This is a genomic window from Streptomyces sp. NPDC002784 (genome assembly GCF_053592135.1).
The window spans coordinates 688,321-714,507 of sequence record NZ_JBSFVD010000001.1 but is presented as its reverse complement, the minus strand read 5'-3'; the positions used below and the strand labels follow the sequence as shown (position 1 = coordinate 714,507).

The following is a 26,187-nucleotide window of genomic DNA, read 5'->3' as shown; positions in this document are numbered from 1 at the left end:
CCCGGGGTGTGCCGTTCCGTCTCAAGAGGCCCTGGGACGCCTAGCGTTGCGTCGATGAGCGAGCGCAAAAGCGACATCTCCGGGTGGTTGGTACGACCCGCGTCCTGGCACCTGTGGGCGCTCCTCGCGGCCGTGCTCGGCGCCACGACGCTCCGCACCACCCGGGTGACCAGGGACGGCGGCATGGACAACGCCATCGTGGTGCGGGCCGCGCGCACCTGGCTGGCGGGCGGCTCCCCCTACGACGATCCGCACTTCCTCTATCTCCCGGGCGCCGTCCTGGCCGCCGCCCCCCAGGCCCTGCTCTCCCCGGCCGCGCTGCGCCTGCTGGTCCCGCTCGCGGTCACCGCCTGCCTCGCCGCGGGCTGGGCCTGCGCCCTGCGGCTGCACCGCGTCCCGCTCCGCAGCCGCCTGGCCGCCCTGGGCCTGGCCGGCCTCGCCGCCGGCTTCGCGCCCTTCGCCCATCTGATCCTCCTGGCGAACTGGACGGCGACGGCGGCGCTCGCCCTGCCGCTGGGACTGCTCCTGGCGGACCGGAAGCGCTGGACGGCGGCCGCCGTGGTGTTCGGCACGGCGATCGCGCTGAAGCCGGTCCTGGTCCCGGTGGCGCTGCTGTTCGTCTTCGCCTGCCGGTGGCGGGCCCTCGCCCTGCTGGTCGCGCTGCCCACCACGGCGTCGGCGGTCGCGGCCCTGTTCCTCCCCGACCCCACGGGCTTCTTCACCCGCACCCTGCCCTTCCTGCTGCGCGGCGACGACGACTTCGTACGGCTCTACGAGGCGTCCCCGGCGGCCGTGCTGCCCCGGCTCGGGGTGCCGCAGGGGCCCGCCGCCCTGCTCGCCCTGCTCGCGGCGGCCGTCGGGGTGGGCTGCGCGTACCGGCGCTGGCGGCGCGCCGACGCCGGGCCGCTCAGGCTCACGGAGACGGCGGCGGCCCTGATGCTCTCGGCGTTCCTGGTGTCCAGGCCGTCGTACGACCACTACCTGGTGATCGTCGTGCCGCTGCTGCTCGCCTCTGTTCCGTGCGCGGGGTCGGTGGCCCGGTCGCCCTGGTTCTGGCTCGCGCTGGTGCCCCAGCTGCCGGGGCTGAGCTGGCCCTATCTGGAACCGGTGCAGCGGCGGGCCTTCAAGGACGCGCTCACGCTGTGCGTGCTGGCGGGCACCATCGCCGGGTACGGCTGGGCGGGGCGCCGCGGGGCCGGGGTAAAATCGGCTCCAGTTGAGGCAGCGACCTCGTTTTGACCCTTCCGGGGCAGCACAGGTATTCTGCCTGTTCGTTGTGTATTGGCTTGCTCATTCTCACGGGACGGGCCCTTACACCGGTCCACCGGGCCGATGACCAGCGACCTGCACGCGGTTTGCGTCAACCGCAGTGTGGTCAGGGCTGTCGTGATCGTTTCGGTGACCTGTTCAGGACCATTCACTCGAAGCGAAGGCTACGAACCGTGCGTACGTACAGCCCCAAGCCCGGCGATGTGACGCGCCAGTGGCACGTCATCGACGCCCAGGACGTTGTCCTCGGCCGTCTCGCCACCACCGCAGCGACCCTCCTCCGGGGCAAGCACAAGCCGATCTACGCCCCTCACGTCGACACCGGTGACTTCGTCATCATCATCAACGCCGACAAGGTGCACCTGTCCGGCAACAAGCGGACCCAGAAGATGGCCTACCGCCACTCCGGTTACCCGGGTGGTCTGCGCTCGGTCCGTTACGACGAGCTGCTCGACAAGAACCCCGAGAAGGCCATCGAGAAGGCCGTCAAGGGCATGCTCCCCAAGAACACTCTGGGCCGTCAGATGCTCTCGAAGCTGAAGGTCTACAAGGGTGACCAGCACCCGCACGCCGCCCAGCAGCCGGTGCCGTTCGAGATCACCCAGGTCGCGCAGTAAGTCCGGCCACCCCCTAAGACTGAACAGAATCTGAGGAGAATCGTGGCCGAGACCACTGCCGAGCAGCCGCTCGAAGAGCTTGACATCGACAGCTACACCACCGAGTCCGAGGTCCCCGTCGAGGGTGAGTACACCTCGGAGTCCATGGCCTCCCGCTTCGGCGAGCCCCAGCCGGCCGCCGGCCTGGGCCGTCGCAAGAACGCCATCGCCCGCGTCCGGATCGTCCCGGGCACCGGCAAGTGGAAGATCAACGGTCGCACCCTCGAGGACTACTTCCCGAACAAGGTGCACCAGCAGGAAGTCAACGAGCCCTTCAAGGTGCTCGAGCTCGAGGGCCGTTACGACGTCATCGCCCGCATCGCGGGTGGCGGTGTCTCCGGTCAGGCCGGTGCGCTCCGTCTGGGTGTCGCCCGTGCGCTGAACGAGGCCGACGTCGACAACAACCGCGGCGCCCTGAAGAAGGCCGGCTTCCTCAAGCGCGACGACCGTGCGGTCGAGCGCAAGAAGGCCGGTCTGAAGAAGGCCCGTAAGGCTCCGCAGTACAGCAAGCGTTAAGCTTCGCTGCCTGCAGCGCGTACTCGCACTTCAGCAGTACGTTCGAACGCCCCGGCGGCACGCCACAGTGCCGCCGGGGCGTTCGTTTATGACGGTCTTGGGCGTATAACGGCACAAGACGTTCAAAGACTGATGTGATCGCATGATCGTGGGCGATCCCCGGAAGTGACGCTTCATCAGGAGGACAAGTGGGACGACTCTTCGGCACGGACGGCGTGCGCGGTGTCGCCAACGCGGATCTGACCGCCGAGATGGCGCTCGGTCTGTCGGTCGCGGCGGCCCACGTGCTGGCCGAGGCGGGCTCCTTCGCGGACCACCGGCCCACCGCGGTGGTCGGCCGGGACCCGCGCGCGTCCGGGGAGTTCCTGGAGGCCGCCGTGGTCGCCGGTCTGGCGAGCGCGGGCGTCGACGTGCTGCGGGTCGGTGTGCTGCCGACGCCCGCCGTGGCGTATCTCACCGGCGCGCTCGGCGCCGACCTCGGCGTCATGCTCTCGGCCAGCCACAACGCCATGCCGGACAACGGCATCAAGTTCCTCGCGCGCGGCGGGCACAAGCTCGACGACGAGCTGGAGCAGCGGATCGAGGCCATTTACGAGGAGCACCGGCGCGGTGAGCCCTGGGAGCGGCCCACCGGCGCGGGCGTCGGCCGGGTCCGTGAGTACGACGAGGGCTTCGACAAGTACATCGCCCACCTCGTCGCCGTGCTGCCCAACCGGCTCGACGGGCTGAAGATCGTCCTCGACGAGGCGCACGGTGCCGCGTCCCGGGTGTCGCCGGAGGCGTTCTCGCGGGCCGGTGCCGAGATCGTCACGATCGGGGCCTCGCCGGACGGGCTCAACATCAACGACGGCTGCGGCTCGACCCACCTCGATCTGCTGAAGGCCGCCGTCGTCGAGCACGGCGCGCACTTCGGCATCGCCCACGACGGCGACGCCGACCGCTGCCTCGCCGTGGACCACACCGGCGAGGAGGTGGACGGCGACCAGATCATGGCCGTCCTCGCGCTGGCGATGCGGGAGCGCTCCGCGCTGCGCGCCGGGACCGTGGTGGCGACCGTGATGTCCAACCTCGGGTTCAAGCTGGCGCTGGAGCGGGAGGGACTGAAGATCGTCCAGACCGCGGTCGGCGACCGGTATGTGCTGGAGGAGATGAAGGAGCACGGGTACGCCCTGGGCGGCGAGCAGTCCGGGCACGTGATCATCCTCGACCACGCGACCACCGGTGACGGCACGCTGACCGGGCTGATGCTCGCGGCGCGGGTCGCGGAGACCGGGCGGTCGCTGCGGGAGCTGGCCTCGGTGATGGAGCGGCTGCCGCAGGTGCTGATCAATGTGCCCGATGTCGACCGGACGCGGGTGAAGACGTCCGGGGAGCTGGCGGCGGCCGTCGCGGAGGCGGAGGCGGAGCTGGGGTCCACCGGGCGGGTGCTGCTGCGGCCCTCCGGGACCGAGCCGCTCGTCCGGGTGATGGTCGAGGCCGCCGATATCGACCAGGCGCGGGCTGTCGCCGGGCGGCTGGCCGATGTGGTGAAGTCCGCGCTGGGCTGAGGGTCTGCGGGGGGCCGGCCGCGGCTTTCGTCGTGCTGGTCGCGCCCCTAGGCGGGCTCCCCTGCCCGGCGTTTCGACCGGGCCCAGAACCACTTCTGGGCCAGCAGCGTCAGGGTGCCCGCCAGGACGATCGCCAAGAGGTTCAGCAGGAGTTGTTCCGTCGAGCCCACGGTCTGCTCGGTGTCGCCGTAGCTCAGGGCCACCGCCGCGTTGGCGGCCGCCGGGACCGTGGTGACCGAGATGGCGACGCCCACCAGGGCGCCCGACTTGGACGAGGTCAGCGACAGGGTGCCGGCCATGCCGGCCAGGATCGCGACGATGAACGAGAACCAGTCGGGGGCGTAGACGAAGTCGGTCTGGGGGCGGTCGGCGTCCAGCCGCTCCCTGCTGAACAGGTCGATCGCGTCCATGAAGTGGCTGAAGCCGACCGTGACCGCCATGGCCACGGCGAAGCCCACCAGCAGCGCGACCAGTGACCGCAGCGCCAACCGCGGGGCGCGCTGCACCAGCGCCGTGCAGAAGCCCGCCAGTGGTCCGAACTCCGGGCCGACGGCCATCGCGCCCACGATCAGGACGGCGTTGTCGAGCACCACACCGCACGCCGCGATCATGGTGGCGAGGGTGAGGAACGCGAGGTAGGTGACGGAGAGCGTCGACTCCTCGTGGGTCGCCTCCGTCAGGTGCTCCCACAGGACCGCGTCCGCGGCCTCGCCGGGGGCGTCCTTCTCGGCCTTGTAGGCGCGCTTGGACAGGGACAGGTCGATGTTCTCGACGGCGATCGATCCGCAGTCCTCGATGTCCAACCGCTGCAGCCCGTTGAGGAGTTCGTCACCGGCCTCGCGCGCCACGTCGCACATGACGACATCACCGGCGGGGGTGCGGGCGGCGCCCTTCAGCACCACGAGGTGGGTGGTGCCGACGGTCGACTCGATCAGGCCGACCACGTCGTCCGTCTTGCCGGGAGGCGTGATCAGGCGCAGATGCAGCATGGGCGCCTTTCTACCAGCTCACAACTTCCGCAGGCTGAGCCGCTGCACTTTGTGGTCGGGGCCCTTGCGCACGACGAGGGCGGCCCGGCCGCGGGTCGGGGCGACGTTCTCCACCAGATTGGGCTTGTTGATGGTCCGCCAGGTCGTCCGGGCGTATTCCAGTGCCTCCTCCTCGGAGACCTGGGTGTACTTGCGGAAGTACGAGGACGGGTTCTGGAAGGCGGTGGCGCGCAGCTTCTTGAAGCGGCTGAGGTACCAGCGCTCGATGTCCTCGGTGCGGGCGTCGACGTACACGCTGAAGTCGAAGTAGTCGGCGAGGCCGACGCGGGTGCGGCCGTCCTTGCCGGGCAGGGCGGGCTGCAGGACGTTCAGGCCCTCGACGATCAGGATGTCCGGGCGGCGGACGGTGAGCCTCTGGTCCGGGACGATGTCGTAGATGAGGTGGGAGTAGACGGGGGCGGTGACCTCCTCCTTGCCCGCCTTGATGTCGGCGACGAAGCGGGTGAGGGCGCGGCGGTCGTACGACTCCGGGAAGCCCTTCCTCGACATCAGGCCCCGGGCCTCCAGCTCCCTGGTCGGCAGCAGGAAGCCGTCGGTGGTCACCAGCTCCACGCGCGGGTGCTCCGGCCAGCGCGAGAGCAGCGCCTGGAGGAGACGGGCGACCGTGGACTTGCCGACGGCGACCGAACCGGCGACCCCTATGACGAAGGGGGTGCCGGACTGCGAGCCCTGTTCGCCGAGGAAGGTGTTGAGCGCGCTTCTGAGGCCGTCCGTGGCGCCGACGTAGAGATTGAGCAGACGGGAGAGCGGGAGGTAGATGTCCCGCACCTCGTCGAGGTCGATGACGTCGCCGAGACCGCGCAGCTTCTCGACCTCCTCGGCGCTGAGCGGCAGCGGCGTCTTGTCGCGCAGCGCGCTCCACTCGGCTCGGGTGAGGTCGACGTAAGGAGTCGCCTCCGGCCTGTGCCGGTGGGCGCTCCGGGGCATCGGTGGGACCGGAGAGATCACAGTCCATTGTTACGGGAGGACGAACGGACGGCGGGGTGGGATCCGTCACGCGCCGGGGATTTCCGGGCGAACCGGGACAAGACGGGGAATGTCAGTGGCGTGCGTCACAGTTGTGGGAGAGGTGGGCCCAGGCCGGGGTCCACCGACCCCCGAGGGGTGAGCCATGACATACGCGATCGAGGCGGAAGGGCTGGTCAAGCGGTTCCGGGAGACCGAGGCGCTGGCCGGGGTCGATCTGGCGGCCCGGCAGGGCTCGGTGCTCGGGCTGCTGGGGCCCAACGGGGCGGGGAAGACCACGGCCGTGCGGATCTTCGCGACGCTGCTCCGGCCGGACGGCGGCCGGGCCCGGGTCGCCGGGTACGACGTGGTGCGGGAGGCGGGGACCGTGCGCGCGCTGGTCGGCCTGACCGGGCAGTACGCCGCCGTGGACGAGAACCTGACGGGCACGGAGAATCTGCTGCTCATCGGCCGTTTGCTGGGCCTGCCGCGGCGCGAGGCGAAGGCGCGGGCGCGGGAACTGCTGGAGCGCTTCCAGCTGACGGACGCGGCCGGGCGGGCGGTGAAGACGTACTCCGGAGGCATGCGACGGCGGCTCGACCTCGCCGCGAGCCTGGTGGGCCGGCCCAGCATCCTCTTCCTCGACGAGCCCACGACCGGTCTGGACCCGCACAGCCGAGGGGAGCTGTGGGACCTGCTGCGGGGCCTGGTCGCGGACGGCGCGACCGCCCTGCTGACCACGCAGTATCTGAACGAGGCCGATGTGCTCGCCGACGACATCGTGGTGATCGACAAGGGCCGGGTGATCGCCGAGGGCACCCCGGACCAGCTGAAGTCCCAGGTCGGCGGTCAGGTGCTGCAGGTGCGGCCGCTGGCCGCGCGGGAGCTGGGGCGGGTGCACGCGCTGGTGGCCGAGGCGGCCGGCGCCCAGACCCAGATCGAGGGCGAGACGGTCACGGCCCCGGTGAAGGACCCCGAGCTGATGCCGGCCGTGGTCCGCACGCTCGACCGGGAGGGCATAGCGGTGGGCGAGCTGGCGCTGCGCCGCTCCTCGCTGGACGAGGTGTTCCTGGCGCTGACCGGCCACCGCGCCGAGCCCGAGGGCGCACCGGAGGAGGACGGCGGCGGGTCGGTCCGCGAGGACACCGAGCCGGCGCGGGCGGTGAACTGATCATGGCCGCCACCACCGTCACGGCACCCCTCACGAAGTCGGGCCGGGTGCGGCCGCTCGCCGGCCTCCAGCAGACCTTCACCATGGCCTGGCGCAGCCTGGTCGCGGTCAAGCACAACCCGCTCGAACTGGTCGACTACAGCATCACGCCGATCATGTTCGTGTTCCTGTTCACCTATGTCCTGGGCGGGCAGATGGCCGGGTCGCCCGAGGCGTACCTGAAGTACGCGCTGCCCGGGATCATCGTGCAGAACACCCTGTTCATGACGATGTACACGGCGATGGCGCTCAACACGGATCTCACCAAGGGCGTCTTCGACCGGCTGCGCAGCCTGCCGATAGCCCGCTCGGCGCCGCTGATCGGCCGGATCACCGCCGACCTCGCCAAGCACCTGTGGGCGCTGCTGCTGATGATCGGGCTCGGGCTGCTGCTCGGCTTCCGGGTCACGGGCGGGCTCGACGGCTTCCTGCTCGGCACCCTGCTGGTGATCGTGTTCGCGGCGGCGGTGTCGTGGTGCGCGGTGCTGATCGGGATGCTGGCGGGGGACGCGGAGAAGGTGCAGGCGTTCGCGTTCACCCTGATCTTCCCGGTCACCTTCACCAGCAGCGCGTTCGTCCGGGTGGACACGATGCCGGGGTGGCTCCAGGCGTGGAGCGACGTCAACCCGGTGACCCATCTCTCGGACGCCTTCCGGGGGTTGCTGCTCGGCGGGCCGGTGGCGGAGCCGGTGCTGTGGTCGCTGCTGTGGGCGGCCGGGATAGCGCTGGTGTTCTATCCGCTGGCGATGCGGGCGTACCGGGCGAAGACATGATGCGGGCGTACCGGGCCAAGACATGAGGGAACAGGGCGCGGAAATTTCCGGAATCGGGCACGCGGTGACCGCTTTGGCGATCGATTCGATCGTAGGCTGCCGTTCATGTGCGGAATCGTGGGATACGTGGGGTCGCAGTCGGCGCTCGATGTCGTGATGGCCGGGCTGAAGCGACTGGAGTACCGGGGCTACGACTCGGCGGGCGTGGCCGTGCTCGCGGACGGCGGGCTGGCCGCCGCGAAGAGGGCCGGCAAGCTCGTCAACCTGGAGAAGGAACTCGTCGACCGCCCGCTGCCGAGCGGTTCCACCGGCATCGGGCACACCCGCTGGGCGACCCACGGCGGACCCACGGACACGAACGCGCATCCGCACCTGGACAATGCCGGGCGCGTGGCCGTCGTCCACAACGGCATCATCGAGAACTTCGCGGCGCTGCGGGCCGAACTGGCGGAGCGGGGCCACGAGCTGGCCTCCGAGACGGACACCGAGGTCGTGGCGCATCTGCTCGCGGAGGAGTTCTCCTCCTGCGCCGACCTCGCGGAGGCCATGCGGCTGGTGTGCCGGCGGCTGGAGGGGGCGTTCACGCTGGTCGCGGTGCACGCGGACGAGCCGGACGTGGTCATCGGCGCCCGCCGGAACTCGCCGCTGGTGGTGGGCGTGGGGGAGGGCGAGGCGTTCCTCGCCTCCGACGTGGCCGCCTTCATCGCCCACACCCGTTCCGCGATCGAACTGGGCCAGGACCAGGTCGTGGAACTGCGCCGCGACGGCGTCACGGTGACCGGCTTCGACGGCAGCCCGGCCGAGGTCCGCTCGTACCACGTCGACTGGGACGCCTCGGCCGCCGAGAAGGGCGGCTACGACTACTTCATGCTCAAGGAGATCGCCGAGCAGCCCAAGGCGGTCGCCGACACCCTGCTCGGCCGCATCGACGGCACCGGCTCGCTGACCCTGGACGAGCTGCGGATCCCGGCGAGCGAGCTGCGGGAGATCGACAAGGTCGTCGTGGTGGCCTGCGGTACGGCCTTCCACGCGGGGCTGATCGCCAAGTACGCCATCGAGCACTGGACGCGGCTCCCCTGCGAGGTGGAGCTGGCCAGCGAGTTCCGCTACCGGGACCCGATCCTGGACGCGCGGTCCCTGGTCATCGCGATCTCCCAGTCCGGGGAGACCATGGACACGCTGATGGCGCTGCGGCACGCCCGTGAGCAGGGCTCCCGGGTGCTGGCGATCTGCAACACCAACGGCTCGACGATCTCGCGCGAGTCGGACGCGGTGCTGTACACGCACGCGGGGCCGGAGGTGGCGGTCGCCTCGACGAAGGCCTTCCTGACCCAGCTGGTGGCCTGCTACCTGGTGGCCCTCTACCTGGGCCAGGTGCGCGGCACCAAGTGGGGCGACGAGATCCGGGCGGTGGTCCGGGACCTGGCGGAGATCTCCGGCGCGGTGGAGCAGGTCCTGGAGACCATGGAACCCGTGCGCGCGCTGGCCCGCTCCCTGGCCGCCAAGAACACGGTCCTGTTCCTGGGCCGGCACGTGGGCTACCCGGTGGCGCTGGAGGGCGCGCTGAAGCTGAAGGAGCTCGCCTACATGCATGCGGAGGGCTTCGCGGCGGGTGAGCTGAAGCACGGGCCGATCGCGCTGATCGAGGACGACCTGCCGGTCGTGGTGGTCGTCCCGTCCCCGCGGGGGCGGTCGGTCCTGCACGACAAGATCGTGTCCAACATCCAGGAGATCAGGGCCCGGGGCGCGCGGACGATCGTGATCGCGGAGGAGGGGGACGAGGCGGTGGTGCCGTACGCCGACCATCTGATCCGCATCCCGGTGACGCCGACGCTGCTTCAGCCGCTGGTGGCGACGGTGCCGCTGCAGGTGTTCGCGTGCGAGCTGGCCACGGCCCGGGGCAACGAGGTGGACCAGCCCCGGAACCTGGCCAAGTCGGTGACGGTGGAGTAGTTCGACCCCGGGCGGTCAGGGGGCCGCCCGTACGTCGCGCCACGCCCGGGCGATCCCCTCCGCCACGTCGTGCGCCCCGACCGGCGCCCCGTCCGCCGCGTACCGTCCCGCCAGGCCGTGCAGGTACGCGGCCACGCTGCCCGCGTCCCGCGCCGGGAGCCCCGCGGCCAGCAGGGAGCCGGACAGCCCCGACAGCACGTCACCGCTGCCCGCCGTGGCCAGCCAGGGCGTGCCGGTCGCGTTCACCCGGACCGGCGCCGCCGCCTCCGGGTCCGCCACCAGCGTCGTCGAGCCCTTCAGCAGCACCGTCGCCCGGTACCGGGCCGCCAGCTCCCGTACCGCCGACAGCCGGGCCCCCTCGACCTCCTCCCGCGCGACGCCGAGGAGCGCCGCCGCCTCCCCGGCGTGCGGAGTCATCAGGGTCGGTGCCGTGCGCTCCCGTACCGCCTGACGGTCCGCCAGGCGCAGTCCGTCCGCGTCGATCAGGAGGGGTACGTCCGCCTCCAGCACCTCCGCCACCGTCGCCGCGTCGTCCCCGGCGCCCGGGCCCACCACCCAGGCCTGGACCCGGCCGGCCTTCCGCGGACCCCGGTCCGAGACGAGGGTCTCGGGGAAGCGGGCGAGCACCGCGTCCCCGGCCGGGCCGACGTACCGCACGGCTCCGGCACCGCCGCGCAGCGCGCCCGCGACCGCCAGCACCGCCGCCCCCGGGTACCGCGCGGACCCGGCCGCGATGCCGACCACGCCCCGCCGGTACTTGTCGCTCTCCGCCCCCGGCACCGGCAGCAGCCGCGCCACGTCCGCGTGCTGCAACGCCTCCAGTGCGGCCGACTCCGGCAGGTGCAGCCCGATGTCGACCAGCCGGACCGCACCGGCGTACTCCCGCGCCGGATCGATCAGCAGGCCCGGCTTGTGGGTGCCGAAGGTGACGGTCAGGTCGGCACGGACCGCCGGCCCCCGCACCTGGCCGGTGTCCGCGTCGACCCCGCTCGGCAGGTCCACGGCGACCACGGCGGCCCGGGACCGGGCGGCGGCCTCGGCCAGCGGTGCCGCGTCCGGGCGCAGCCCGCCCTTGCCGCCGATCCCGACGATGCCGTCCAGCACCAGGTCCGCCCGCTCGATCAGCGGCACCGCGGCATCGGTGCCGGTCACGCTTCCGCCCGCCCCGCGCAGGGCCGCGAGCCCGCCCGCGTGGGCCCGCTCCGGCGCCAGCAGCACCGCCGTGACCCCCGCGCCGCGCCGGGCCAGGCGGGCACCGGCCCACAGCGCGTCGCCGCCGTTGTCGCCGCTGCCGACCAGGAGTACGACGCGGCTGCCGTAGACCCGGCCGAGGAGGTCCGCGCAGGCCGCGGCGAGGCCCGCCGCCGCCCGCTGCATCAGCGCCCCCTCCGGCAGCCGCGCCATGAGGTCCCGTTCCGCCGCCCTGACCGTCTCCACGCTGTACGCAGTACGCATGCCGTCGAGTCTCCCGCGCCCCTCAGCCTTCCGCGACCACCACCGCGGAGGCCACCCCCGCGTCATGACTGAGCGACACATGCCAGGACCGCACGCCGAGTTCCGCCGCCCGGGCCGCCACCGTCCCCGTCACCCGCAGCCGCGGCCGGCCGCTGTCCTCGACGAAGACCTCCGCGTCCGTCCAGAGCAGGCCCGCCGGGGCGCCCAGCGCCTTGGCCAGCGCCTCCTTCGCCGCGAACCGCGCCGCCAGCGAGGCGACCCCCCGCCGCTCCCCGCTCGGCAGCAGCAACTCGCTGTCCAGGAACAGCCGTCGGGCCATCCCGGGCGTGCGTTCCAGGGAAGCCGCGAAACGGTCGATCTCCGCCACGTCGATACCGACCCCGATGATGCTCATGCCGAGCACCCTACGGCCGGGGCCGTGGTGCGTACGTCCGGGTGACCCCGCCGCGCGGCACGCTCCGGGCGGTCCGGGTGCGCGGTTCGCTGATCGCATGATCAGCTCGCGTATGGCAGGTCGGGGTGTCGCGGTGGTGATGGCGGCGGCGTGTGTGCTGCCGGTGGGGAGCGCGGCCGCCGCGCCCGGCCCGGAGGGGGAGTTGGTGCCCGGCGTGGCGCCCAGGGTGTGGGTGACGGACACGCCCGACCAGATCCTGCCGCCGGTGGTGTACACGCCCAGCGCCCGCGAGGACGCCGTCGAGCCGCGGGAGGCCGCCGAGGGAGCCTACGACCCGGTCGAGTACGTGCCCCTCGGGGACGCCGTCGCCCGGGTCACGTGCAGCAAGCGGACCGGGCCCTATCAGCGGCAGGTCGAACGGTGGCTGAAGCGGAAAGCGGACGGGAAGCAGTCCGCCGCCGACTGCCGGGCCATCCGGGCCTTCCAGCTCAAGCACCGGATCAAGCCCGCCATCGGCTTCGCGGGACCCGTCACCTGGGCCACCATGCAGCTCGTCGGCGCGCGCAAGAACCCCAACGCCGCCGGGAAGTGCCCGGTGCGGTCCTACCGCGTCGCCTGCGTCGACCTCAGCCGCCAGCTGACCTGGGTGCAGAAGGGGAAGAGGGTCGTGTACGGGCCGGTGCCCATGCGCAGCGGCCGGGCCGGGTACCGGACCCGTACCGGATGGCACACGGTCTACTGGAAGCACAAGAACCACGTGTCCACGCTGTACCACCAGCCCATGCCCTACGCGCAGTTCTTCAGCGGCGGCCAGGCCTTCCACGCCGTCTACGGGTCGATCTTCACCACCGTCGGCTCCATGGGATGCGTCAATCTGCGCCTCGGGGACGCCCGGAAGCTGTGGAACGTACTGAAGAAGGGGGACCGGGTGTACGCCTGGGGCCGTCGCCCCGGCAGCTGACCGGGGCTCGACCGGGCCGTCGGACCCCTCTGAGAGACTGAGGGCGCCATGACTGAAACTGCTGCCCTGCGGACCGCCCCCCTGCGGGCCCGCGCCGAGATCGATCTGGCCGCCGTGCGGGCCAATGTGCGGGCCCTGCGCGCCCTCGCGCCGGACGCGGCCCTGATGGCCGTCGTGAAGTCCGACGCCTACGGCCACGGCGCGCTGCCGTGCGCCCGCGCGGCCGTCGAGGCGGGGGCGACCTGGCTCGGCACCGCCACGCCCGAGGAGGCCCTCGTGCTGCGGGCGAAGGGGCGGCTGCCGGACGACGTCCGGATCATGTGCTGGCTGTGGACCCCGGGCGGGCCCTGGCGGGAGGCCATCGAGGCCCGCCTCGACGTCTCGGTGAGCGACCTGTGGGCCCTGCGCGAGGTCACGGCCGCGGCCCGCGAGGCGGGCCGGCCGGCCCGTGCGCAGCTCAAGGCCGACACCGGCCTCGGGCGCGGCGGCTGCCAGCCGGGCGAGGACTGGGCCGAGCTGGTCCGGGAGGCGCTCGCCGCCGAAGGGGACGGGCTGCTGAAGGTGACCGGCCTGTGGTCGCACTTCGCCTGCGCCGACGAACCGGGACACCCCTCCATCGACGCCCAGCTCGCCCGCTTCCGCGAGATGACCGGGTACGCCGAGGAGCGGGGCGTGCGCCCCGAGGTGCGGCACATCGCCAACTCGCCGGCCACGCTCACCCGCCCCGACAGCCACTTCGACCTGGTGCGGCCGGGCATCGCGGTCTACGGCGTCTCGCCCAGCCCCGAGCTGGGCAGCCCGGCCGACTTCGGGCTGCGGCCCGCGATGACGCTGTCCGCGTCCGTGGCGCTCGTCAAGCAGGTGCCCGGCGGCCACGGCGTCAGCTACGGGCACACCTACACCACCGCCGGTGCGACCACCCTCGGGCTCATCCCCGTCGGGTATGCGGACGGAGTCCCGCGGCACGCCTCCTCCGCCGGCCCCGTGCTGGTCGGCGGCAAGTGGCGGACGATCGCGGGGCGGGTGGCGATGGACCAGTTCGTCGTGGACCTGGGCGGCGACGAACCCGAGCCGGGTGCGCGCGCGGTGCTCTTCGGGCCCGGTGACGGCGGTGAACCCACCGCCGAGGACTGGGCGCAGGCCGCCGGCACCATCGCGTACGAGATCGTCACCCGGATCGGCACCCGTGTTCCGCGCGTCTATGTGAACGAGAGCCAGACTGACGGGCAGCAGTAGTCCGGCGAAGAGGAGCGGTACGTGAGCGAGAGCAGTGCGGAGGGCGTCGCGGCCGTCGCGGCCGTCGCCTCCGCCGGCGCCTGGCGCCGCGCGACGGGATTCGCGGGCGCCGCGATAGGCGTGGTCGCCGCGGGCGCCGCCGCCGGGGTCGCCATAGAGCGGCTCACCGTCGGCCGGGGGATGCGGCAGAAGGCCCGTCTCGCGCTCGACTCGGCGGGCCCCTACGGCGCGCTGCGCGGCATGCCCGGCAAGGCCGTCTCCGACGACGGCACCGAGCTGTACTACGAGGTCGACGACGTGGAGCCCGAGGGCGGCTCCGCCCCCCGCCGGCGCCGCCTCTTCGGACGCAAGGCCCCGGCTCCCGTCACGGTCGTCTTCAGCCACGGCTACTGCCTCAGCCAGGACTCCTGGCACTTCCAGCGGGCGGCGCTGCGCGGCGTCGTCCGGACCGTGCACTGGGACCAGCGCAGCCACGGCCGCTCCGCGCGGGGCGCCGCGCAGGTGCGTGACGGAATACCGGTCGACATCGAGCAGCTCGGCCGGGACCTGAAGGCCGTCATCGACGCGGCCGTGCCGGAGGGGCCGGTCGTGCTCGTCGGGCACTCCATGGGCGGGATGACCGTCATGGCGCTGGCCGACCAGTTCCCCGAGCTGATCCGGGACCGGGTGGTCGCCGTCGCTCTGGTCGGTACGTCGTCGGGGCGGCTCGGCGAGGTCAACTTCGGGCTGCCCGTCGCGGGCGTCAACGCCGTGCGGCGCGTGCTCCCCGGTGTGCTGAAGGCGCTGGGGCAGCGGGCCGAGCTGGTGGAGAAGGGGCGCCGGGCCACCGCCGATCTGTTCGCCGGGATCATCAAGCGGTACTCCTTCGCCTCCCGGGACGTCGACCCGGCGGTGGCGCGGTTCGCCGAGCGGATGATCGAGGGCACGCCGATCGACGTCGTCGCCGAGTACTACCCGGCCTTCGCCGACCACGACAAGACCGAGGCGCTCGTCCACTTCGCGGACCTGCCGGTGCTGGTGCTGGCCGGGGTCAAGGACCTGGTCACACCGAGCGAGCACAGCGAGGCCATCGCCGATCTGCTCCCCGACGCCGAACTGGTGCTCGTGCCGGACGCCGGGCATCTGGTGATGCTGGAACACCCGGAAGTGGTCACCGACCGTCTCGCCGACCTGCTCACCCGCGCGGGGGCGGTGCCGGCGGGCGCTACCGTGGGTGGCTATGGAAGCAGTACCGCACAACCAGGCTGAGACCGAGCTGACGGTCACGTCTCCCGAGCAGATGCGGGAGCTCGGCCGCCGGCTCGCCAAGCTGCTGCGCGCCGGGGACCTCGTGATGCTCAGCGGGGAGCTCGGCGCGGGCAAGACGACCCTGACCCGGGGGCTCGGGGAAGGGCTCGGGGTCCGGGGCGCCGTCACCTCCCCGACGTTCGTCATCGCGCGCGTCCATCCCTCGCTCGGGGAGGGGCCGCCGCTCGTCCACGTCGACGCGTACCGCCTCGGCGGCGGGCTCGACGAGATGGAGGACCTCGACCTCGACGTGTCGCTGCCGGACTCGGTGATCGTCGTGGAGTGGGGCGAGGGCAAGGTCGAGGAGCTGACCGACGAACGGCTCCAGATCGTCATCCACCGGGCCGTCGGCGACACGACCGACGAGGTACGGCAGGTGACGGTGACCGGGCTCGGGAAGCGCTGGGCCGAGGCGGGACTGCCGGCGCTGTCCGCCTGAGCCCCGCCCGAGGCCTCCGCGGACGAGGTCTCCGCGGACGAGGTCTCCGTGAACATTCCGACAAGACGTCGGGAAAATATTGCGTTCGCCGTCCCGGGCGTGGTCACATGGTACCCAGCCCGTAGTTAGGCGTACCTAACTACGTCTGCCCCCGGCTCCCAGGAGGCGTCCATGTCGGTCACGGAACGGGACGCGACGCAGCCGCGTCCGCTGCCCGGAGTGTCCATGCGCGACCTGCTGGCGGCATGCGCCGCGGCAACCGCCGTGTCCACCCCGCCCCGCGCCCCGGAACCGAAGGCTCCGCCACAGCGGGAGCGCAAGGCGGCCTGAGGGTCAGCGGATCACGACGACCTTCTGTCCGATCGTCGCGAAGTCCCACATCGCGTCGCCGTCCGCCCGGGTCTCGCGGATGCCGCCCGTGCGGGCCGCCGCGCCCGGGGCCCCGGCCGTGTCGTCGACCGCCGCGCTGAAGCCGATGGCGACACCGCCCACGCTGGTGAAGCGGACCACGTGCTCGACCGGGACGCCGTCCGTTCCGGTGATCGCGTTCGAGCGGGAGGTGACCGCGTAGACGCCCGGCGCCGGGTCCACCGTGCCGGGGTCCACCTTGAAGGTCCGCTTGACCTTGTCGCCCGCGCCGACCAGCCAGACCCGGTCGTCGTCCACCGAGTACACCACCCGTTCACCCTTGCCGGACCCGGCGGGCAGGGCGGCCGGGTTGCGCTGGTCGCGGGGCGCCTTGGAGGCGGCCGCCGCGGGGGTGCTGCCGGCGTCCGGACGGCCCAGGTCGGCCGGGACGTTCACCGAGGCCTGATAGGCGAAGTAGCCGACGGTGACCAGGGCCGCCGTGGTGAGCCCGGCCACGAATCCGGAGCTGCTGCTTGCCACCGTCGCCCACCTCTTTGTCGTACGTCGCGCTTCCCGGCGACCGTAGCAGCCGGTGACCGCTCCTCCCGGGCGGCCGTGCGGCGGCGCGGGGAGCCGTAGGCTGTTTGCGTGCTCTTGCTCGCTCTGGATACCGCCACGCCCGCCGTCACCGTCGCGCTGCACGACGGGACGGACGTCATCGCCTCGTCGAGCCAGGTGGACGCCCGCCGGCACGGCGAACTGCTGCTGCCGGCCGTCGACCGCGTACTCGCCGAGGCGGGGCTGAAGCTCGACGCCGTCACCGGCGTCGTCGTAGGGACCGGGCCCGGCCCGTACACCGGGCTGCGGGTCGGTCTGATGACCGCCGACACCTTCGGGCTCGCGCTCGGCGTCCCCGTGCACGGCGTGTGCACCCTCGACGGCCTCGCCTACGCCGCCGACATCGCCGAGGGCCCCTTCGTGGTGGCCACCGACGCCCGGCGCAAGGAGGTCTACTGGGCCACGTACGCCGACTCCCGCACCCGCCTGACCGACCCGGCGGTCGACCGGCCCGCCGAGATCGCCGAGCGGGTCGCGGGCCTGCCCGCGGTCGGGGCCGGCGCGCTGCTGTACCCCGAGACCTTCCCGCGCGCCCACGAACCCGAGCACGTGTCGGCGGCGGCGCTCGCCGCGCTGGCCGCCGAGCGGCTGGCGGCGGGCGAGGAACTCCCCGCGCCCAGACCGCTCTACCTGCGCAGGCCCGACGCCCAGGTCCCCAAGAACTACAAGGTGGTCACCCCCAAGTGACAGCGGTGCTGCGCGAGATGCGCTGGTGGGACATCGATCCGGTGCTGGAGCTGGAGAAGGACCTCTTCCCCGAGGACGCCTGGTCCCGCGGGATGTTCTGGTCCGAGCTGGCCCACGCCCGCGGTGCCGGGGCGACCCGGCGGTATCTCGTGGCCGTCGCGGGCGAGCGGATCGTCGGCTATGCCGGCCTCTCCGCCTCCGGCGACCTCGCCGACGTCCAGACCATCGCCGTCGCCCGCGACCACTGGGGCACCGGCCTCGGCGGGCGGCTGCTGACCGAGCTGCTGCGGGCGGCCACCGCCTTCGACTGCGCCGAAGTGATGCTGGAGTGCCGGATCGACAACGTCCGCGCCCAGAAGCTCTACGAGCGCTACGGCTTCGAGGCCATCGGCTTCCGGCGCGGCTACTACCAGCCGGGCAATGTGGACGCCCTCGTGATGCGCCTGAACACCGACTCCACGGGCGGCTCCGCCGCGGGCCCCGCCTCAGAACAAGGAACAGAGATCCATGGCTGACGAACCCCTGGTCCTGGGGATCGAGACCTCCTGCGACGAGACCGGCGTCGGCATCGTGCGCGGGACAACCCTGCTGGCCGACGCCATCGCCTCCAGCGTCGACGAGCACGCCCGCTTCGGCGGAGTGGTCCCCGAGGTCGCCTCCCGGGCCCATCTGGAGGCGATGGTGCCGACCATCGACCGCGCGCTGAAGGAGGCGGGCATCACCGCCCGCGACCTGGACGGGATCGCCGTGACCGCCGGCCCCGGCCTCGCCGGTGCCCTGCTCGTCGGGGTCTCGGCGGCGAAGGCGTACGCCTACGCGCTCGGCAAGCCGCTCTACGGCGTGAACCACCTCGCCTCGCACATCTGCGTGGACCAGCTGGAGCACGGCCCGCTGCCCGAGCCGACGATGGCGCTGCTGGTGTCCGGCGGGCACTCCTCCCTGCTGCTGTCGAGCGACATCACCTCCGACGTCCGGCCGATGGGCGCCACCATCGACGACGCGGCCGGCGAGGCCTTCGACAAGATCGCCCGGGTGCTGAACCTGGGCTTCCCCGGCGGCCCGGTCATCGACCGGTACGCGCGCGAGGGCGACCCCGCCTCCATCGCCTTCCCGCGCGGGCTCACCGGGCCCCGCGATCCGGCGTACGACTTCTCCTTCTCCGGGCTGAAGACGGCCGTGGCCCGCTGGATCGAGGCCAAGCGGGCCGCGGGGGAGGACGTGCCGGTGCGGGACGTGGCGGCCTCCTTCCAGGAGGCGGTCGTGGACGTGCTGACCCGCAAGGCCGTGCGGGCCTGCAAGGACGAGGGCGTCGACCACCTGATGATCGGCGGCGGGGTCGCCGCCAACTCCCGGCTCCGGGCGCTGGCCCAGGAGCGCTGCGAGGCGGCCGGGATCCGGCTGCGGGTGCCGCGTCCGAAGCTGTGCACGGACAACGGCGCCATGGTCGCCGCCCTCGGCGCGGAGATGGTCGCGCGGGGCCGGCCGGCCTCCGGCTGGGACCTGTCCGCCGACTCCTCGCTGCCGGTGACCGACCCGCACGTGCCGGCACACGACCATGTGCACGAGGTCAGCAAGGGGAACCTCTACCCGTGACGGTCGCGCTGATGTGGGAGGCGCGGGCGGCCGAGGGCCGGGGCGCGGAGCTGCTGGCCTGGGTCGCCCGGCAGCAACTCGCCGAGCCTCCGCTGCGAAGGGAGACCTTCCGGGCCCCGGCGGACCGGGTGCTGGTCATCACCTGGTGGGACGGCGACTACGACGCCGTCCTGCCGGAACTGCCCGAGCCGGACGGTGAGCTGGTCACTCGGGCGGTGCACCGGTGGCGGTTCGAGGCAGTGGACGAGGGCTGACCGCCAGACGCCCCGGCCGGTCGGGGTCGTGGCCCCGCCACAGCACCTTGCCGTGGCGGCGCTCCCAGCCGTCGGCCAGCCAGGCCTGACCCAGCCAGGCCGCCGCCGGCCACAGCGGGAACACGGCCGCGACCGGCTCCCAGGCGAGCGCGGCGCCGAGCGTCCCGGCCGTCATCACGGTGAACAGCCACCAGTTGACCGGATGCCGGAGCAGCGGCGCCGCGGCGGGCGGCGTCGCCAGGGGCTCCGCCGCCTCGAAGTCCAGCACCTCGCTCAGCCATCTGATCCGGGACGCCTGCGCGAGCGTGCACAGCACCGCGAACCCGAGGAGAGCGGCCGCGAACAGCCCCAGGCCGCCCGCGTCGAGCGGCGCCCCGTGGACCCCGGCCGTCACCGGCACACAGACCGCGACGGTGGCCGACGCCGTGCCGACGGACCGCAGTTCGTGGTGGACGTACCGGTCCATCCGGCCCCTCCCCAGGGCTCAGGACACCACCGTCTCGCAGACCAGCCGCCGGTCGGGGCCGAGCGTCCGCGGCGGGCCGGTCAGGGTCAGGCGTGCCGTGTGCAGTGTCTCCGCGCTGGACGTGCCCAACCGTAGTTCCAGCACGCCGGGTTCGACCACCTTCGCGTGCGAGCGGTCCGTGAAGGCCGACAGGTCCGCGTGGAAGCGGAAGGTCACCTGCCGGGCCTCGCCGGGCGCCAGCTCCAGCCGCTGGTAGCCGATCAGCCGGACGTCCGGACGGGTCACCGAGGCCACCGGATCGTGCAGGTACAGCTGCACGACCTCCGCGCCCGCGCGGTCGCCGGTGTTGCGGACGGTCACGCTCATCTCGTACGAGCCGTCCGTGCCGATCTCCGTGTCCGCCGCGTCGGACTCCCAGGCGAAGCGGGTGTACGAGCGTCCGTGGCCGAACGCGTACAGCGGGGTCGGGTCCAGGTTGCTGACCTCGCCCGCGAGGCCCAGCGGCGGCTGGAGATACGTCCACGGCTGCCCGCCCGGCGCCCGGGGGACGCTCACCGGGAGGCGTCCGGAGGGGTTCACCCGGCCCGAGAGCACTCCGGCGACCGCCGGACCGCCCTCCTCGCCGGGGAAGAAGGCCTGGACGACCGCGCCCAGGCGGCCGTGCCAGCGGCCGAGCGCGTAGGGGCGGCCGGTGAGCAGGACCAGCACGACCGGGACGCCCGTCGCCACCAGCGCGTCCAGCAACTCGCCCTGCACGCCCGGCAGCCGCAGGTCGCTCACGTCGCAGCCCTCGCCCGAGGTACCGCGGCCGAACAGCCCCGCCCGGTCGCCCAGCACGGCGAGGCAGACATCCGCCTCGGACGCCCGCGCGACCGCCTCCTCGAAGCCCGCGAGGCCGGGGTCCGAGACCCCGCAGCCCTCGGCGAACGTCACCTTCGCGTCGGGGAGTTCGGTGCGCAGCGCCTCCAGGACGGTCGGGATGCCGAGGCCCATCGGGACGTCGGGGTGATGGGTGAGGACATGGGACGGGAAGGAGTAGCAGCCCAGCATCGCCAGGGCGTCCGCGGCGCGGGGCCCCACGACCGCGATCCGGGTGTCCGGCGCCAGCGGCAGCAGCCCCTCCGGGTTGTCCAGCAGCACCACCGACTCCTCGGCCAGTCGCCGGGCCAGGGCGCGGTTGGCGGTGGAGTCCAGGTCGATGCGCTCGGCCGGTTCCGGGTCCCAATCCTCGTCCAGCAGGCCCAGTTCGCACTTCTGGAGCAGGACGCGGCGGGCCGCCCGGTCCACCAGCTCCTCGGGGATCTCGCCCGCGCGGACGGCGTCCAGCAGCGGCGTGCCGTAGCACTTCAGGCTCGGCAGCTCCACGTCGATCCCGGCGGCGAGGGCCGCGTGCGCCGCCTCGGCGTCGGTGCCCGCCACGCGGTGCAGCGACCGCAGGAAGCCGATGCCGAAGTAGTCGGCGACGACCGTGCCGGTGAACCCCCACTGCTCGCGCAGCAGTCCGGTGAGCAGACCGGGGTCCGCCGAGGCGGGGACGCCGTCGGTCTCGGTGTACGCCGCCATCACACTGCGCGCCCCGCCCTCGCGCAGCGCCATCTCGAACGGCGGCAGCGTCACGTCGGCGAACTCGCGCACCCCCGCCCGCACCGGCGCGAGGTTGCGGGCGCCCGCCGAGGAGGCGTACCCGGCGAAGTGCTTGAGCGTGGCGATCACCCCGGCGGACTCCAGGCCCCGCACATAGGCGGTGCCGATGGTGCCGGTCAGATACGGGTCCTCCCCGATCGTCTCCTCGACCCGTCCCCAGCGCGGGTCGCGGACGACGTCCAGGACGGGTGCGAGGCCCTGGTGGACGCCGACCGAGCGCAGGTCCTCACCGATCCGGCGGGCCATCTCCTCGACCAGCGGGGCGTCGAAGCTCGCTCCCCAGGCCAGCGGCACCGGGTAGGCGGTGGCCCGCCAGGTGGTGAACCCGGCCAGGCACTCCTCGTGGGCGACGGCGGGGATGCCGAAGCGTCCGGCGGCCGCGATCCGGCGCTGGGCGCGGGCCAGCGCCTGCGCGCCGAGCGCCGGGTCCACGGGGGCGGTGCCGAAGGAGCGGGTGAGCTGGCCGAGGCCGTGGGTGATCAGCTCGTCCCAGTCGTACTCGGAGGTCATCTCGCGTTGCAGCGGGGCGACCCCGTCGCCGTCCGTGGCGGCGCCCACCCACACGCCGTAGAGCTGGGCGGTCTTCTCCTGCAGAGTCATCCGGGAGAGCAGGTCGTCGACGCGGGCGGAGGCGGGCAGGGCGGGGTCGCGCCAGGGGGCGGTCGTCATGGAACTCCTGTCGGGGCGGACGCCTTCTCGCGAATGTTTCGTTGTTCACCTCGAATGTTCCGGGAACCTAGGGGCGGCGGGAAGGGTTCGTCAAGAGGGGGCGCAGGGATACGATCGCCGCCATGACACCCTCCGAGCCCGCGGAAACGCGGACGACAGCCCGCGCGACAGGTCGGTCCGCGCAGAGCGCGACGCTCGCCGAGATCGCCCGGGAGGCCGGCGTCTCGGCGCCGACTGTTTCGAAGGTCCTCAACGGCAGAGCCGATGTCGCTCCCGCCACCCGCAGCCGGGTCGAGGAGCTGCTGCGCGCCCACGGCTACCGGCGCCGGCGGGCCGAGGCGAGCCGGTCGCCGCTGATCGACCTGGTCTTCCACGAGCTGGAGAGCGCCTGGGCGATGGAGGTCATCCGCGGGGTGGAGAACGTCGCCCGGGACGCCGGGCTGAGCGTGGTGCTCAGCGAGAGCGCGGGACGGCTCACGCCCGGGCGGACCTGGGCCGACCAGGTCGCCGCCCGGCGTCCGCACGGGGTGATCCTGGTGCTGTCCGGCCTCGACGACTCCCAGCGGGCGCTGCTCATGAGCCGTTCCATCCCGTTCGTGGTGATGGACCCGGCCGGCGACCCCGGCGCCGACGTGCCCTCCATCGGCGCCACCAACTGGCAGGGCGGGCTCGCCGCCACCCGGCATCTGGTCGAGCTGGGGCACACCCGGATCGGCGCCCTCACCGGCCCCTCGCGGATGATGTGCAGCCGCGCCCGGCTCGACGGCTACCGGGCCGCCCTGGAGACGGCCGAGCTGCCGGTCGACCCGGCGCTGATCCGGCCCGGCGACTTCCACCACGAGACCGGCTACCGCGAGGGCCTGAAGCTGCTGCGCGGCCCGGACCGGCCGACCGCGGTCTTCGCCGGCAACGACCTCCAGGCGCTCGGCCTGTACGAGGCCGCGCGCGAACTGGGGCTGCGCATCCCGGAGGACCTGAGCGTGGTGGGCTTCGACGATCTGCCGGTGGCGCGCTGGGTCGGGCCGCCGCTGACGACCGTACGGCAGCCGCTGACCGAGATGGCGGAGGCGGCGGCCCGGCTGGTGCTGGACCTGGCCAAGCAGGACGGCGATCCGGCGGCGACCCGGGTGGAGCTGGCCACGAGCCTGGTGGTGCGCAGCAGTACGGGAGCGCCGCCCGCCGATTAGCGGGAACGTATTGACGGGGTCCCGTGCCGCCTCCACACTGCCCGAAGCCAGTCGGTTGTACGACCGAAACTTTCGGAGGCACCCGCAATGAGATCTCTGAGAACGGGCTTCACCCTGGCTTCACTCCTCACGGGCGTCGCGATGCTCGGCGGCCTGCTGCTCGCGGCACCCGCCGCGCAGGCCGCCGACGCACCGCTGCGCGACCTCGCCGCCGCCAAGGGCAAGGTCATCGGCACCGCCGTCACCGGTTCCAAACTCACCGGCACCTACGGCGAGATCGCGGCCCGTGAGTTCAACGCGCTCACCCCCGGCAACGCCATGAAGTGGGAGTCGGTCGAGCCCGCGCGCGGCAGCTTCAACTGGGCCGAGGCCGACCGGATCGTCGAGTTCGCCGAGGCCAACGGCCAGGAGGTGCGCGGCCACACCCTGGTCTGGCACAGCCAGAACCCGGGCTGGCTGACCAACGGCACCTGGACGGCGGCCCAGTTGCGGCAGCTCATGACCGACCACATCGCCACCGAGGTGGGCCGGTACAAGGGGCGGCTCGCCACCTGGGACGTGGTGAACGAGCCGTTCAACGAGGACGGCACCTACCGGCAGACGCTCTGGTACAACGGCCTGGGCGCCGACTACATCGCCCAGGCGCTGACCGCGGCCCGCGCGGCCGACCCGAGCGCCAAGCTGTACATCAACGACTACAACGTCGAGGGCGTCAACGCGAAGTCCACCGCCCTGTACAACCTGGTCAAGTCGCTGAAGGAGCGCGGCGTCCCGATCGACGGCGTCGGACTCCAGGCCCACCTGATCCTCGGCCAGGTGCCGTCCACGCTCCAGCAGAACATCCAGCGCTTCGCCGACCTCGGCGTCGACGTGGCCATCACCGAGCTGGACATCCGGATGAACCTGCCGGCGGACAGCGCCAAGCTCGCCCAGCAGGCCACCGAGTACAAGCAGGTGGTCAGTGCCTGTGTGGCCGTGGCCCGCTGCGTCGGCGTCACCGTCTGGGGCTTCACCGACTCCGACTCCTGGATCCCGGACACCTTCCCCGGGCAGGGCGCGGCGACCCCGTACGACGAGAACTTCGCGCCGAAACCGGCGTACCACGCCATCGCGGAGGCCCTCGGCGGTACGACGACACCGCCGACGGGCGTCTGTACGGCCACGTACAGCGTCGTCAGCCAGTGGAACACCGGGTTCACCGGGCAGGTGCGGATCGCCTGCGACGGGGCCTCGCTGTCGTCCTGGAAGGCGACCTGGGCCTATGGCGCCGGGCAGCGGATCAGCCAGTCCTGGAACGCGACCTGCACCCAGTCGGGCTCCGCGGTCAGCTGCTCCAACGCCTCCTACAACGGGACCGTGCCGAACGGGGGTTCGGTGACCTTCGGGTTCAACGCGTCCTGGAGCGGGAGCAATCCGGTGCCGGTGGTGACCCTGGGCTGAGAAGTCTGAGAATTTCCGAAGAAAATGGTCCCTGGCACGCTCGTTGTCATAATTCGGACTTACGTTCCTGTCCGTGACCGGAGACGAGGCGGACGGGGACGAGGGCAGCACAGTGGGCCGGCGGTCGAGAGCGCTCAAAGCCGCCGGCCTCACCCTCGCGGGCGTCGTGGTGCTGGCCGCCGCCGCGGCGGGGTGGGCGTACTGGCAGCTCAACGGCAACATCCACAGCGTCGACATCAACAGCGCGCTCGGCGACAACCGGCCGGCGAAGGCCACCCCGTCGGCCACGGCCGCCGCGGAGGAGCTGCCGACCGAGTCGCTGAACATCCTGGTCCTCGGCTCCGACTCGCGCGGCGGCGCGGAGAACCAGGCGCTCGGCGGCGGCGACAGCACCGGCGCCCGCTCCGACACGGCGATGGTGGTCCACCTCGACGCGGGACGCTCCGGGGCGACGGTGGTGAGCATCCCCCGGGACACCCTCGTCACCCGCCCCGCCTGCCCGCTGGAGGACGGCGACTCCACCCCGGCCGTCTCCGGGGCGATGTTCAACAGCGCCTACGCGGTGGGCGGGCCGGTGTGCGCGGTCAAGACGGTCGAGTCGATGACGGACGTCCGCATGGACCACTACATCGAGATCGACTTCGCGGGGTTCGCGAAGCTGGTGGACGCGCTCGGCGGGGTCACGGTCACCACCGGGGAGGACATCGACGACGAGGACAGCCACCTCACCCTGGAGGCGGGCACCCACCATCTCGACGGCGAGCGGGCCCTGGCCCTGGCCCGCACCCGGCACGGCATAGGCGACGGCAGCGATCTGGGGCGGATAGTCCTCCAGCAGCAGCTGGTGAAGGCGCTGCTGGCGCAGATCTCCGCGACCGAGCTGCTCACCGACCCCGCGAAGCTCTACCGGGTCGCCGACGCGGTCACCGGCAGCCTCACCACCGACACCGGACTGGACTCGCTGGCCGAGCTGACCCGCCTCGGCCGGAGCCTGGAGGCGCTCTCGGCGGACGCGGTGCGGACGGTGACCCTGCCCGTCGTACCGGCGCCCCAGGACTCCAACCGGGTGGTGGCGCGGGAGCCGGAGGCGGGCGAGCTGTGGGAGTCGCTGCGCTGAGAAATTCTTTTCCGGGGAGGTGTCGATCCGGGCGGTCGCCGTTCGACGCAGCGGTGAGAGGCCGGGAAGGACCCGGCCGTCCGATACGAGGAGCCACCATGCCCCGCTACCTGTCGCTCGTGCAGATCGACGAGAAGACCGCCCCCGCCGAGGGCCCCAGCGCCGACCTGATGCAGCGCATGGGGGAGCTGATCGAGGAGATGACGAAAGCCGGGGTGCTGCTCGACACGGCCGGTCTGACGCCGACGGCCCAGGGCGTGCGGGTCCACTACGAGGGCGGCCGGACGTCCGTCACGGACGGACCCTTCACCGAGGCCAGGGAGGTCATCGGCGGGTACGCTCTGATGCAGTGCAAGGACCGGGCCGAGGCGATCGAGTGGACGACCCGCTTCCTGAAGGTCCACGAGCCGCACTGGACGGTCACCTGCGAGGTCCGCGAGATCGTCGAGGGCTGATCCCCCTTGGTCCCGGCCG

The 26,187-nt window shown here is 72.6% G+C and carries 27 protein-coding genes; 20 read left to right on the top strand and 7 right to left on the bottom strand.

The window, feature by feature from the left end; all coding sequences use genetic code 11:
* Nucleotides 1–54 precede the first annotated feature (54 nt).
* From ACWD1Z_RS03210 to glmM, 4 genes are all read left to right on the top strand, one after another.
* Entirely contained in the window at nt 55–1,239 is a 1,185-nt protein-coding gene (locus tag ACWD1Z_RS03210; protein WP_451115079.1) for a glycosyltransferase family 87 protein, read from the top strand.
* 203 nt (nt 1,240–1,442) lie between these two features.
* Nucleotides 1,443–1,886: a 50S ribosomal protein L13 gene (gene rplM, locus ACWD1Z_RS03205; protein ID WP_315884859.1), complete on the top strand. Its 444-nt coding sequence runs from the start codon at nt 1,443–1,445 to the stop codon at nt 1,884–1,886.
* Between the two features lie 42 nt (nt 1,887–1,928).
* Nucleotides 1,929–2,441 carry a 30S ribosomal protein S9 gene (rpsI, locus tag ACWD1Z_RS03200; protein ID WP_250071000.1) on the top strand — a complete coding sequence of 171 codons (513 nt, stop codon included), beginning with the start codon at nt 1,929–1,931 and terminating at the stop codon, nt 2,439–2,441.
* Nucleotides 2,442–2,629: 188 nt separating this feature from the next.
* Nucleotides 2,630–3,988 (top strand): phosphoglucosamine mutase, encoded by a 1,359-nt coding sequence (gene glmM, locus ACWD1Z_RS03195; protein WP_451115077.1) that lies wholly within the window; start codon nt 2,630–2,632, stop codon nt 3,986–3,988.
* Between the two features lie 47 nt (nt 3,989–4,035).
* Here glmM and ACWD1Z_RS03190 read toward each other — a convergent pair whose 3' ends face one another.
* Nucleotides 4,036–4,977: a DUF389 domain-containing protein gene (locus ACWD1Z_RS03190; RefSeq protein ID WP_451115075.1), complete on the bottom strand. Its 942-nt coding sequence runs from the start codon at nt 4,975–4,977 to the stop codon at nt 4,036–4,038.
* Nucleotides 4,978–4,995: 18 nt separating this feature from the next.
* Nucleotides 4,996–5,964, bottom strand: coding sequence for a type I pantothenate kinase (gene coaA, locus ACWD1Z_RS03185; RefSeq protein WP_451115074.1), 969 nt, complete (start codon nt 5,962–5,964; stop codon nt 4,996–4,998).
* Between the two features lie 184 nt (nt 5,965–6,148).
* Between coaA and ACWD1Z_RS03180 the strand changes: the two genes are divergently transcribed.
* From ACWD1Z_RS03180 to glmS, 3 genes are all read left to right on the top strand, one after another.
* Nucleotides 6,149–7,153 (top strand): ATP-binding cassette domain-containing protein, encoded by a 1,005-nt coding sequence (locus ACWD1Z_RS03180; RefSeq protein ID WP_451115072.1) that lies wholly within the window; start codon nt 6,149–6,151, stop codon nt 7,151–7,153.
* Between the two features lie 2 nt (nt 7,154–7,155).
* Nucleotides 7,156–7,965, top strand: a complete 810-nt coding sequence (locus tag ACWD1Z_RS03175) for an ABC transporter permease (RefSeq protein WP_451115070.1) — start codon at nt 7,156–7,158, stop codon at nt 7,963–7,965.
* Between the two features lie 105 nt (nt 7,966–8,070).
* A complete protein-coding gene (gene glmS, locus ACWD1Z_RS03170; RefSeq protein WP_451115069.1) occupies nt 8,071–9,918 on the top strand; it encodes a glutamine--fructose-6-phosphate transaminase (isomerizing) in 1,848 nt (615 codons plus the stop codon).
* A 15-nt stretch (nt 9,919–9,933) separates the two neighbouring features.
* Here the strand turns inward: glmS and ACWD1Z_RS03165 are convergent, their stop codons facing one another.
* Together ACWD1Z_RS03165 and ACWD1Z_RS03160 are read right to left on the bottom strand one after the other, a co-directional pair.
* Nucleotides 9,934–11,373: an NAD(P)H-hydrate dehydratase gene (locus ACWD1Z_RS03165; RefSeq protein ID WP_451115067.1), complete on the bottom strand. Its 1,440-nt coding sequence runs from the start codon at nt 11,371–11,373 to the stop codon at nt 9,934–9,936.
* 22 nt (nt 11,374–11,395) lie between these two features.
* The gene (locus tag ACWD1Z_RS03160) at nt 11,396–11,767 is read right to left on the bottom strand and encodes a holo-ACP synthase (protein ID WP_250071011.1); all 372 of its coding nucleotides are present in this window, start codon (nt 11,765–11,767) and stop codon (nt 11,396–11,398) included.
* A gap of 97 nt (nt 11,768–11,864) precedes the next feature.
* Here ACWD1Z_RS03160 and ACWD1Z_RS03155 point away from each other — a divergent pair, with 97 nt between their 5' ends.
* The 5 genes from ACWD1Z_RS03155 (at nt 11,865) to ACWD1Z_RS03135 (ending at nt 16,020) form a co-directional block, all read left to right on the top strand.
* Entirely contained in the window at nt 11,865–12,728 is an 864-nt protein-coding gene (locus ACWD1Z_RS03155) for a L,D-transpeptidase family protein (RefSeq protein WP_451115065.1), read from the top strand.
* Nucleotides 12,729–12,776: 48 nt separating this feature from the next.
* Nucleotides 12,777–13,964 carry an alanine racemase gene (gene alr, locus ACWD1Z_RS03150; RefSeq protein ID WP_451115063.1) on the top strand — a complete coding sequence of 396 codons (1,188 nt, stop codon included), beginning with the start codon at nt 12,777–12,779 and terminating at the stop codon, nt 13,962–13,964.
* 21 nt (nt 13,965–13,985) lie between these two features.
* The gene (locus ACWD1Z_RS03145; protein ID WP_451115061.1) at nt 13,986–15,212 is read left to right on the top strand and encodes an alpha/beta fold hydrolase; all 1,227 of its coding nucleotides are present in this window, start codon (nt 13,986–13,988) and stop codon (nt 15,210–15,212) included.
* A complete protein-coding gene (tsaE, locus tag ACWD1Z_RS03140; protein ID WP_451115059.1) occupies nt 15,184–15,690 on the top strand; it encodes a tRNA (adenosine(37)-N6)-threonylcarbamoyltransferase complex ATPase subunit type 1 TsaE in 507 nt (168 codons plus the stop codon). Before ACWD1Z_RS03145 ends, tsaE begins: the two co-directional genes overlap by 29 nt.
* Nucleotides 15,691–15,861: 171 nt before the next feature.
* Nucleotides 15,862–16,020 (top strand): hypothetical protein, encoded by a 159-nt coding sequence (locus tag ACWD1Z_RS03135; protein ID WP_451115057.1) that lies wholly within the window; start codon nt 15,862–15,864, stop codon nt 16,018–16,020.
* Nucleotides 16,021–16,023: 3 nt separating this feature from the next.
* Here ACWD1Z_RS03135 and ACWD1Z_RS03130 read toward each other — a convergent pair whose 3' ends face one another.
* On the bottom strand, nt 16,024–16,578 hold the full coding sequence (locus tag ACWD1Z_RS03130) for a hypothetical protein (protein ID WP_451115055.1): 555 nt from the start codon (nt 16,576–16,578) through the stop codon (nt 16,024–16,026).
* 108 nt (nt 16,579–16,686) lie between these two features.
* Between ACWD1Z_RS03130 and tsaB the strand changes: the two genes are divergently transcribed.
* Genes tsaB through ACWD1Z_RS03110 form a run of 4 tightly spaced genes read left to right on the top strand, consistent with a single transcriptional unit; the run spans nt 16,687 to nt 19,190 of the window.
* Nucleotides 16,687–17,343 carry a tRNA (adenosine(37)-N6)-threonylcarbamoyltransferase complex dimerization subunit type 1 TsaB gene (gene tsaB / locus ACWD1Z_RS03125; protein WP_389415399.1) on the top strand — a complete coding sequence of 219 codons (657 nt, stop codon included), beginning with the start codon at nt 16,687–16,689 and terminating at the stop codon, nt 17,341–17,343.
* 17 nt (nt 17,344–17,360) lie between these two features.
* A complete protein-coding gene (rimI, locus tag ACWD1Z_RS03120) occupies nt 17,361–17,858 on the top strand; it encodes a ribosomal protein S18-alanine N-acetyltransferase (protein ID WP_451115452.1) in 498 nt (165 codons plus the stop codon).
* Nucleotides 17,851–18,936 (top strand): tRNA (adenosine(37)-N6)-threonylcarbamoyltransferase complex transferase subunit TsaD, encoded by a 1,086-nt coding sequence (gene tsaD / locus ACWD1Z_RS03115; RefSeq protein WP_451115054.1) that lies wholly within the window; start codon nt 17,851–17,853, stop codon nt 18,934–18,936. The genes rimI and tsaD overlap by 8 nt, the downstream gene beginning before the upstream one ends.
* Nucleotides 18,933–19,190 carry a hypothetical protein gene (locus tag ACWD1Z_RS03110; protein ID WP_451115052.1) on the top strand — a complete coding sequence of 86 codons (258 nt, stop codon included), beginning with the start codon at nt 18,933–18,935 and terminating at the stop codon, nt 19,188–19,190. Before tsaD ends, ACWD1Z_RS03110 begins: the two co-directional genes overlap by 4 nt.
* Here the strand turns inward: ACWD1Z_RS03110 and ACWD1Z_RS03105 are convergent.
* Both ACWD1Z_RS03105 and ACWD1Z_RS03100 read right to left on the bottom strand, forming a co-directional pair.
* Nucleotides 19,141–19,656 (bottom strand): hypothetical protein, encoded by a 516-nt coding sequence (locus ACWD1Z_RS03105; protein ID WP_451115050.1) that lies wholly within the window; start codon nt 19,654–19,656, stop codon nt 19,141–19,143. The genes ACWD1Z_RS03110 and ACWD1Z_RS03105 overlap by 50 nt on opposite strands.
* Before the next feature lie 18 nt (nt 19,657–19,674).
* On the bottom strand, nt 19,675–21,969 hold the full coding sequence (locus ACWD1Z_RS03100; RefSeq protein WP_451115048.1) for a beta-xylosidase/alpha-l-arabinosidase: 2,295 nt from the start codon (nt 21,967–21,969) through the stop codon (nt 19,675–19,677).
* Nucleotides 21,970–22,091: 122 nt separating this feature from the next.
* Between ACWD1Z_RS03100 and ACWD1Z_RS03095 the strand changes: the two genes are divergently transcribed.
* From ACWD1Z_RS03095 to ACWD1Z_RS03080, 4 genes are all read left to right on the top strand, one after another.
* Entirely contained in the window at nt 22,092–23,156 is a 1,065-nt protein-coding gene (locus ACWD1Z_RS03095; protein WP_451115047.1) for a LacI family DNA-binding transcriptional regulator, read from the top strand.
* An 87-nt stretch (nt 23,157–23,243) separates the two neighbouring features.
* Nucleotides 23,244–24,596 (top strand): endo-1,4-beta-xylanase, encoded by a 1,353-nt coding sequence (locus ACWD1Z_RS03090; protein WP_451115046.1) that lies wholly within the window; start codon nt 23,244–23,246, stop codon nt 24,594–24,596.
* A gap of 73 nt (nt 24,597–24,669) precedes the next feature.
* Nucleotides 24,670–25,713, top strand: coding sequence for an LCP family protein (locus tag ACWD1Z_RS03085; protein WP_451115045.1), 1,044 nt, complete (start codon nt 24,670–24,672; stop codon nt 25,711–25,713).
* 98 nt (nt 25,714–25,811) lie between these two features.
* Complete coding sequence (locus ACWD1Z_RS03080; RefSeq protein WP_451115043.1) at nt 25,812–26,168, top strand: YciI family protein; 357 nt, start codon at nt 25,812–25,814, stop codon at nt 26,166–26,168.
* Nucleotides 26,169–26,187: the final 19 nt, after the last annotated feature.

What these genes read in the sequence shown, in the direction of transcription:
- ACWD1Z_RS03210 (WP_451115079.1), top strand. Translation starts at nt 55, where the DNA reads ATGAGCGAGCGCAAAAGCGACATCTCCGGGTGGTTGGTACGACCCGCG.
- ACWD1Z_RS03190 (WP_451115075.1), bottom strand. Translation starts at nt 4,977, where the DNA reads ATGCTGCATCTGCGCCTGATCACGCCTCCCGGCAAGACGGACGACGTG.
- coaA (WP_451115074.1), bottom strand. Translation starts at nt 5,964, where the DNA reads ATGCCCCGGAGCGCCCACCGGCACAGGCCGGAGGCGACTCCTTACGTC.
- ACWD1Z_RS03180 (WP_451115072.1), top strand. Translation starts at nt 6,149, where the DNA reads ATGACATACGCGATCGAGGCGGAAGGGCTGGTCAAGCGGTTCCGGGAG.
- ACWD1Z_RS03175 (WP_451115070.1), top strand. Translation starts at nt 7,156, where the DNA reads ATGGCCGCCACCACCGTCACGGCACCCCTCACGAAGTCGGGCCGGGTG.
- glmS (WP_451115069.1), top strand. Translation starts at nt 8,071, where the DNA reads ATGTGCGGAATCGTGGGATACGTGGGGTCGCAGTCGGCGCTCGATGTC.
- ACWD1Z_RS03165 (WP_451115067.1), bottom strand. Translation starts at nt 11,373, where the DNA reads ATGCGTACTGCGTACAGCGTGGAGACGGTCAGGGCGGCGGAACGGGAC.
- ACWD1Z_RS03160 (WP_250071011.1), bottom strand. Translation starts at nt 11,767, where the DNA reads ATGAGCATCATCGGGGTCGGTATCGACGTGGCGGAGATCGACCGTTTC.
- ACWD1Z_RS03155 (WP_451115065.1), top strand. Translation starts at nt 11,865, where the DNA reads ATGATCAGCTCGCGTATGGCAGGTCGGGGTGTCGCGGTGGTGATGGCG.
- alr (WP_451115063.1), top strand. Translation starts at nt 12,777, where the DNA reads ATGACTGAAACTGCTGCCCTGCGGACCGCCCCCCTGCGGGCCCGCGCC.
- tsaE (WP_451115059.1), top strand. Translation starts at nt 15,184, where the DNA reads ATGGAAGCAGTACCGCACAACCAGGCTGAGACCGAGCTGACGGTCACG.
- ACWD1Z_RS03135 (WP_451115057.1), top strand. Translation starts at nt 15,862, where the DNA reads ATGTCGGTCACGGAACGGGACGCGACGCAGCCGCGTCCGCTGCCCGGA.
- rimI (WP_451115452.1), top strand. Translation starts at nt 17,361, where the DNA reads ATGCGCTGGTGGGACATCGATCCGGTGCTGGAGCTGGAGAAGGACCTC.
- tsaD (WP_451115054.1), top strand. Translation starts at nt 17,851, where the DNA reads ATGGCTGACGAACCCCTGGTCCTGGGGATCGAGACCTCCTGCGACGAG.
- ACWD1Z_RS03105 (WP_451115050.1), bottom strand. Translation starts at nt 19,656, where the DNA reads ATGGACCGGTACGTCCACCACGAACTGCGGTCCGTCGGCACGGCGTCG.
- ACWD1Z_RS03100 (WP_451115048.1), bottom strand. Translation starts at nt 21,969, where the DNA reads ATGACGACCGCCCCCTGGCGCGACCCCGCCCTGCCCGCCTCCGCCCGC.
- ACWD1Z_RS03095 (WP_451115047.1), top strand. Translation starts at nt 22,092, where the DNA reads ATGACACCCTCCGAGCCCGCGGAAACGCGGACGACAGCCCGCGCGACA.
- ACWD1Z_RS03090 (WP_451115046.1), top strand. Translation starts at nt 23,244, where the DNA reads ATGAGATCTCTGAGAACGGGCTTCACCCTGGCTTCACTCCTCACGGGC.
- ACWD1Z_RS03080 (WP_451115043.1), top strand. Translation starts at nt 25,812, where the DNA reads ATGCCCCGCTACCTGTCGCTCGTGCAGATCGACGAGAAGACCGCCCCC.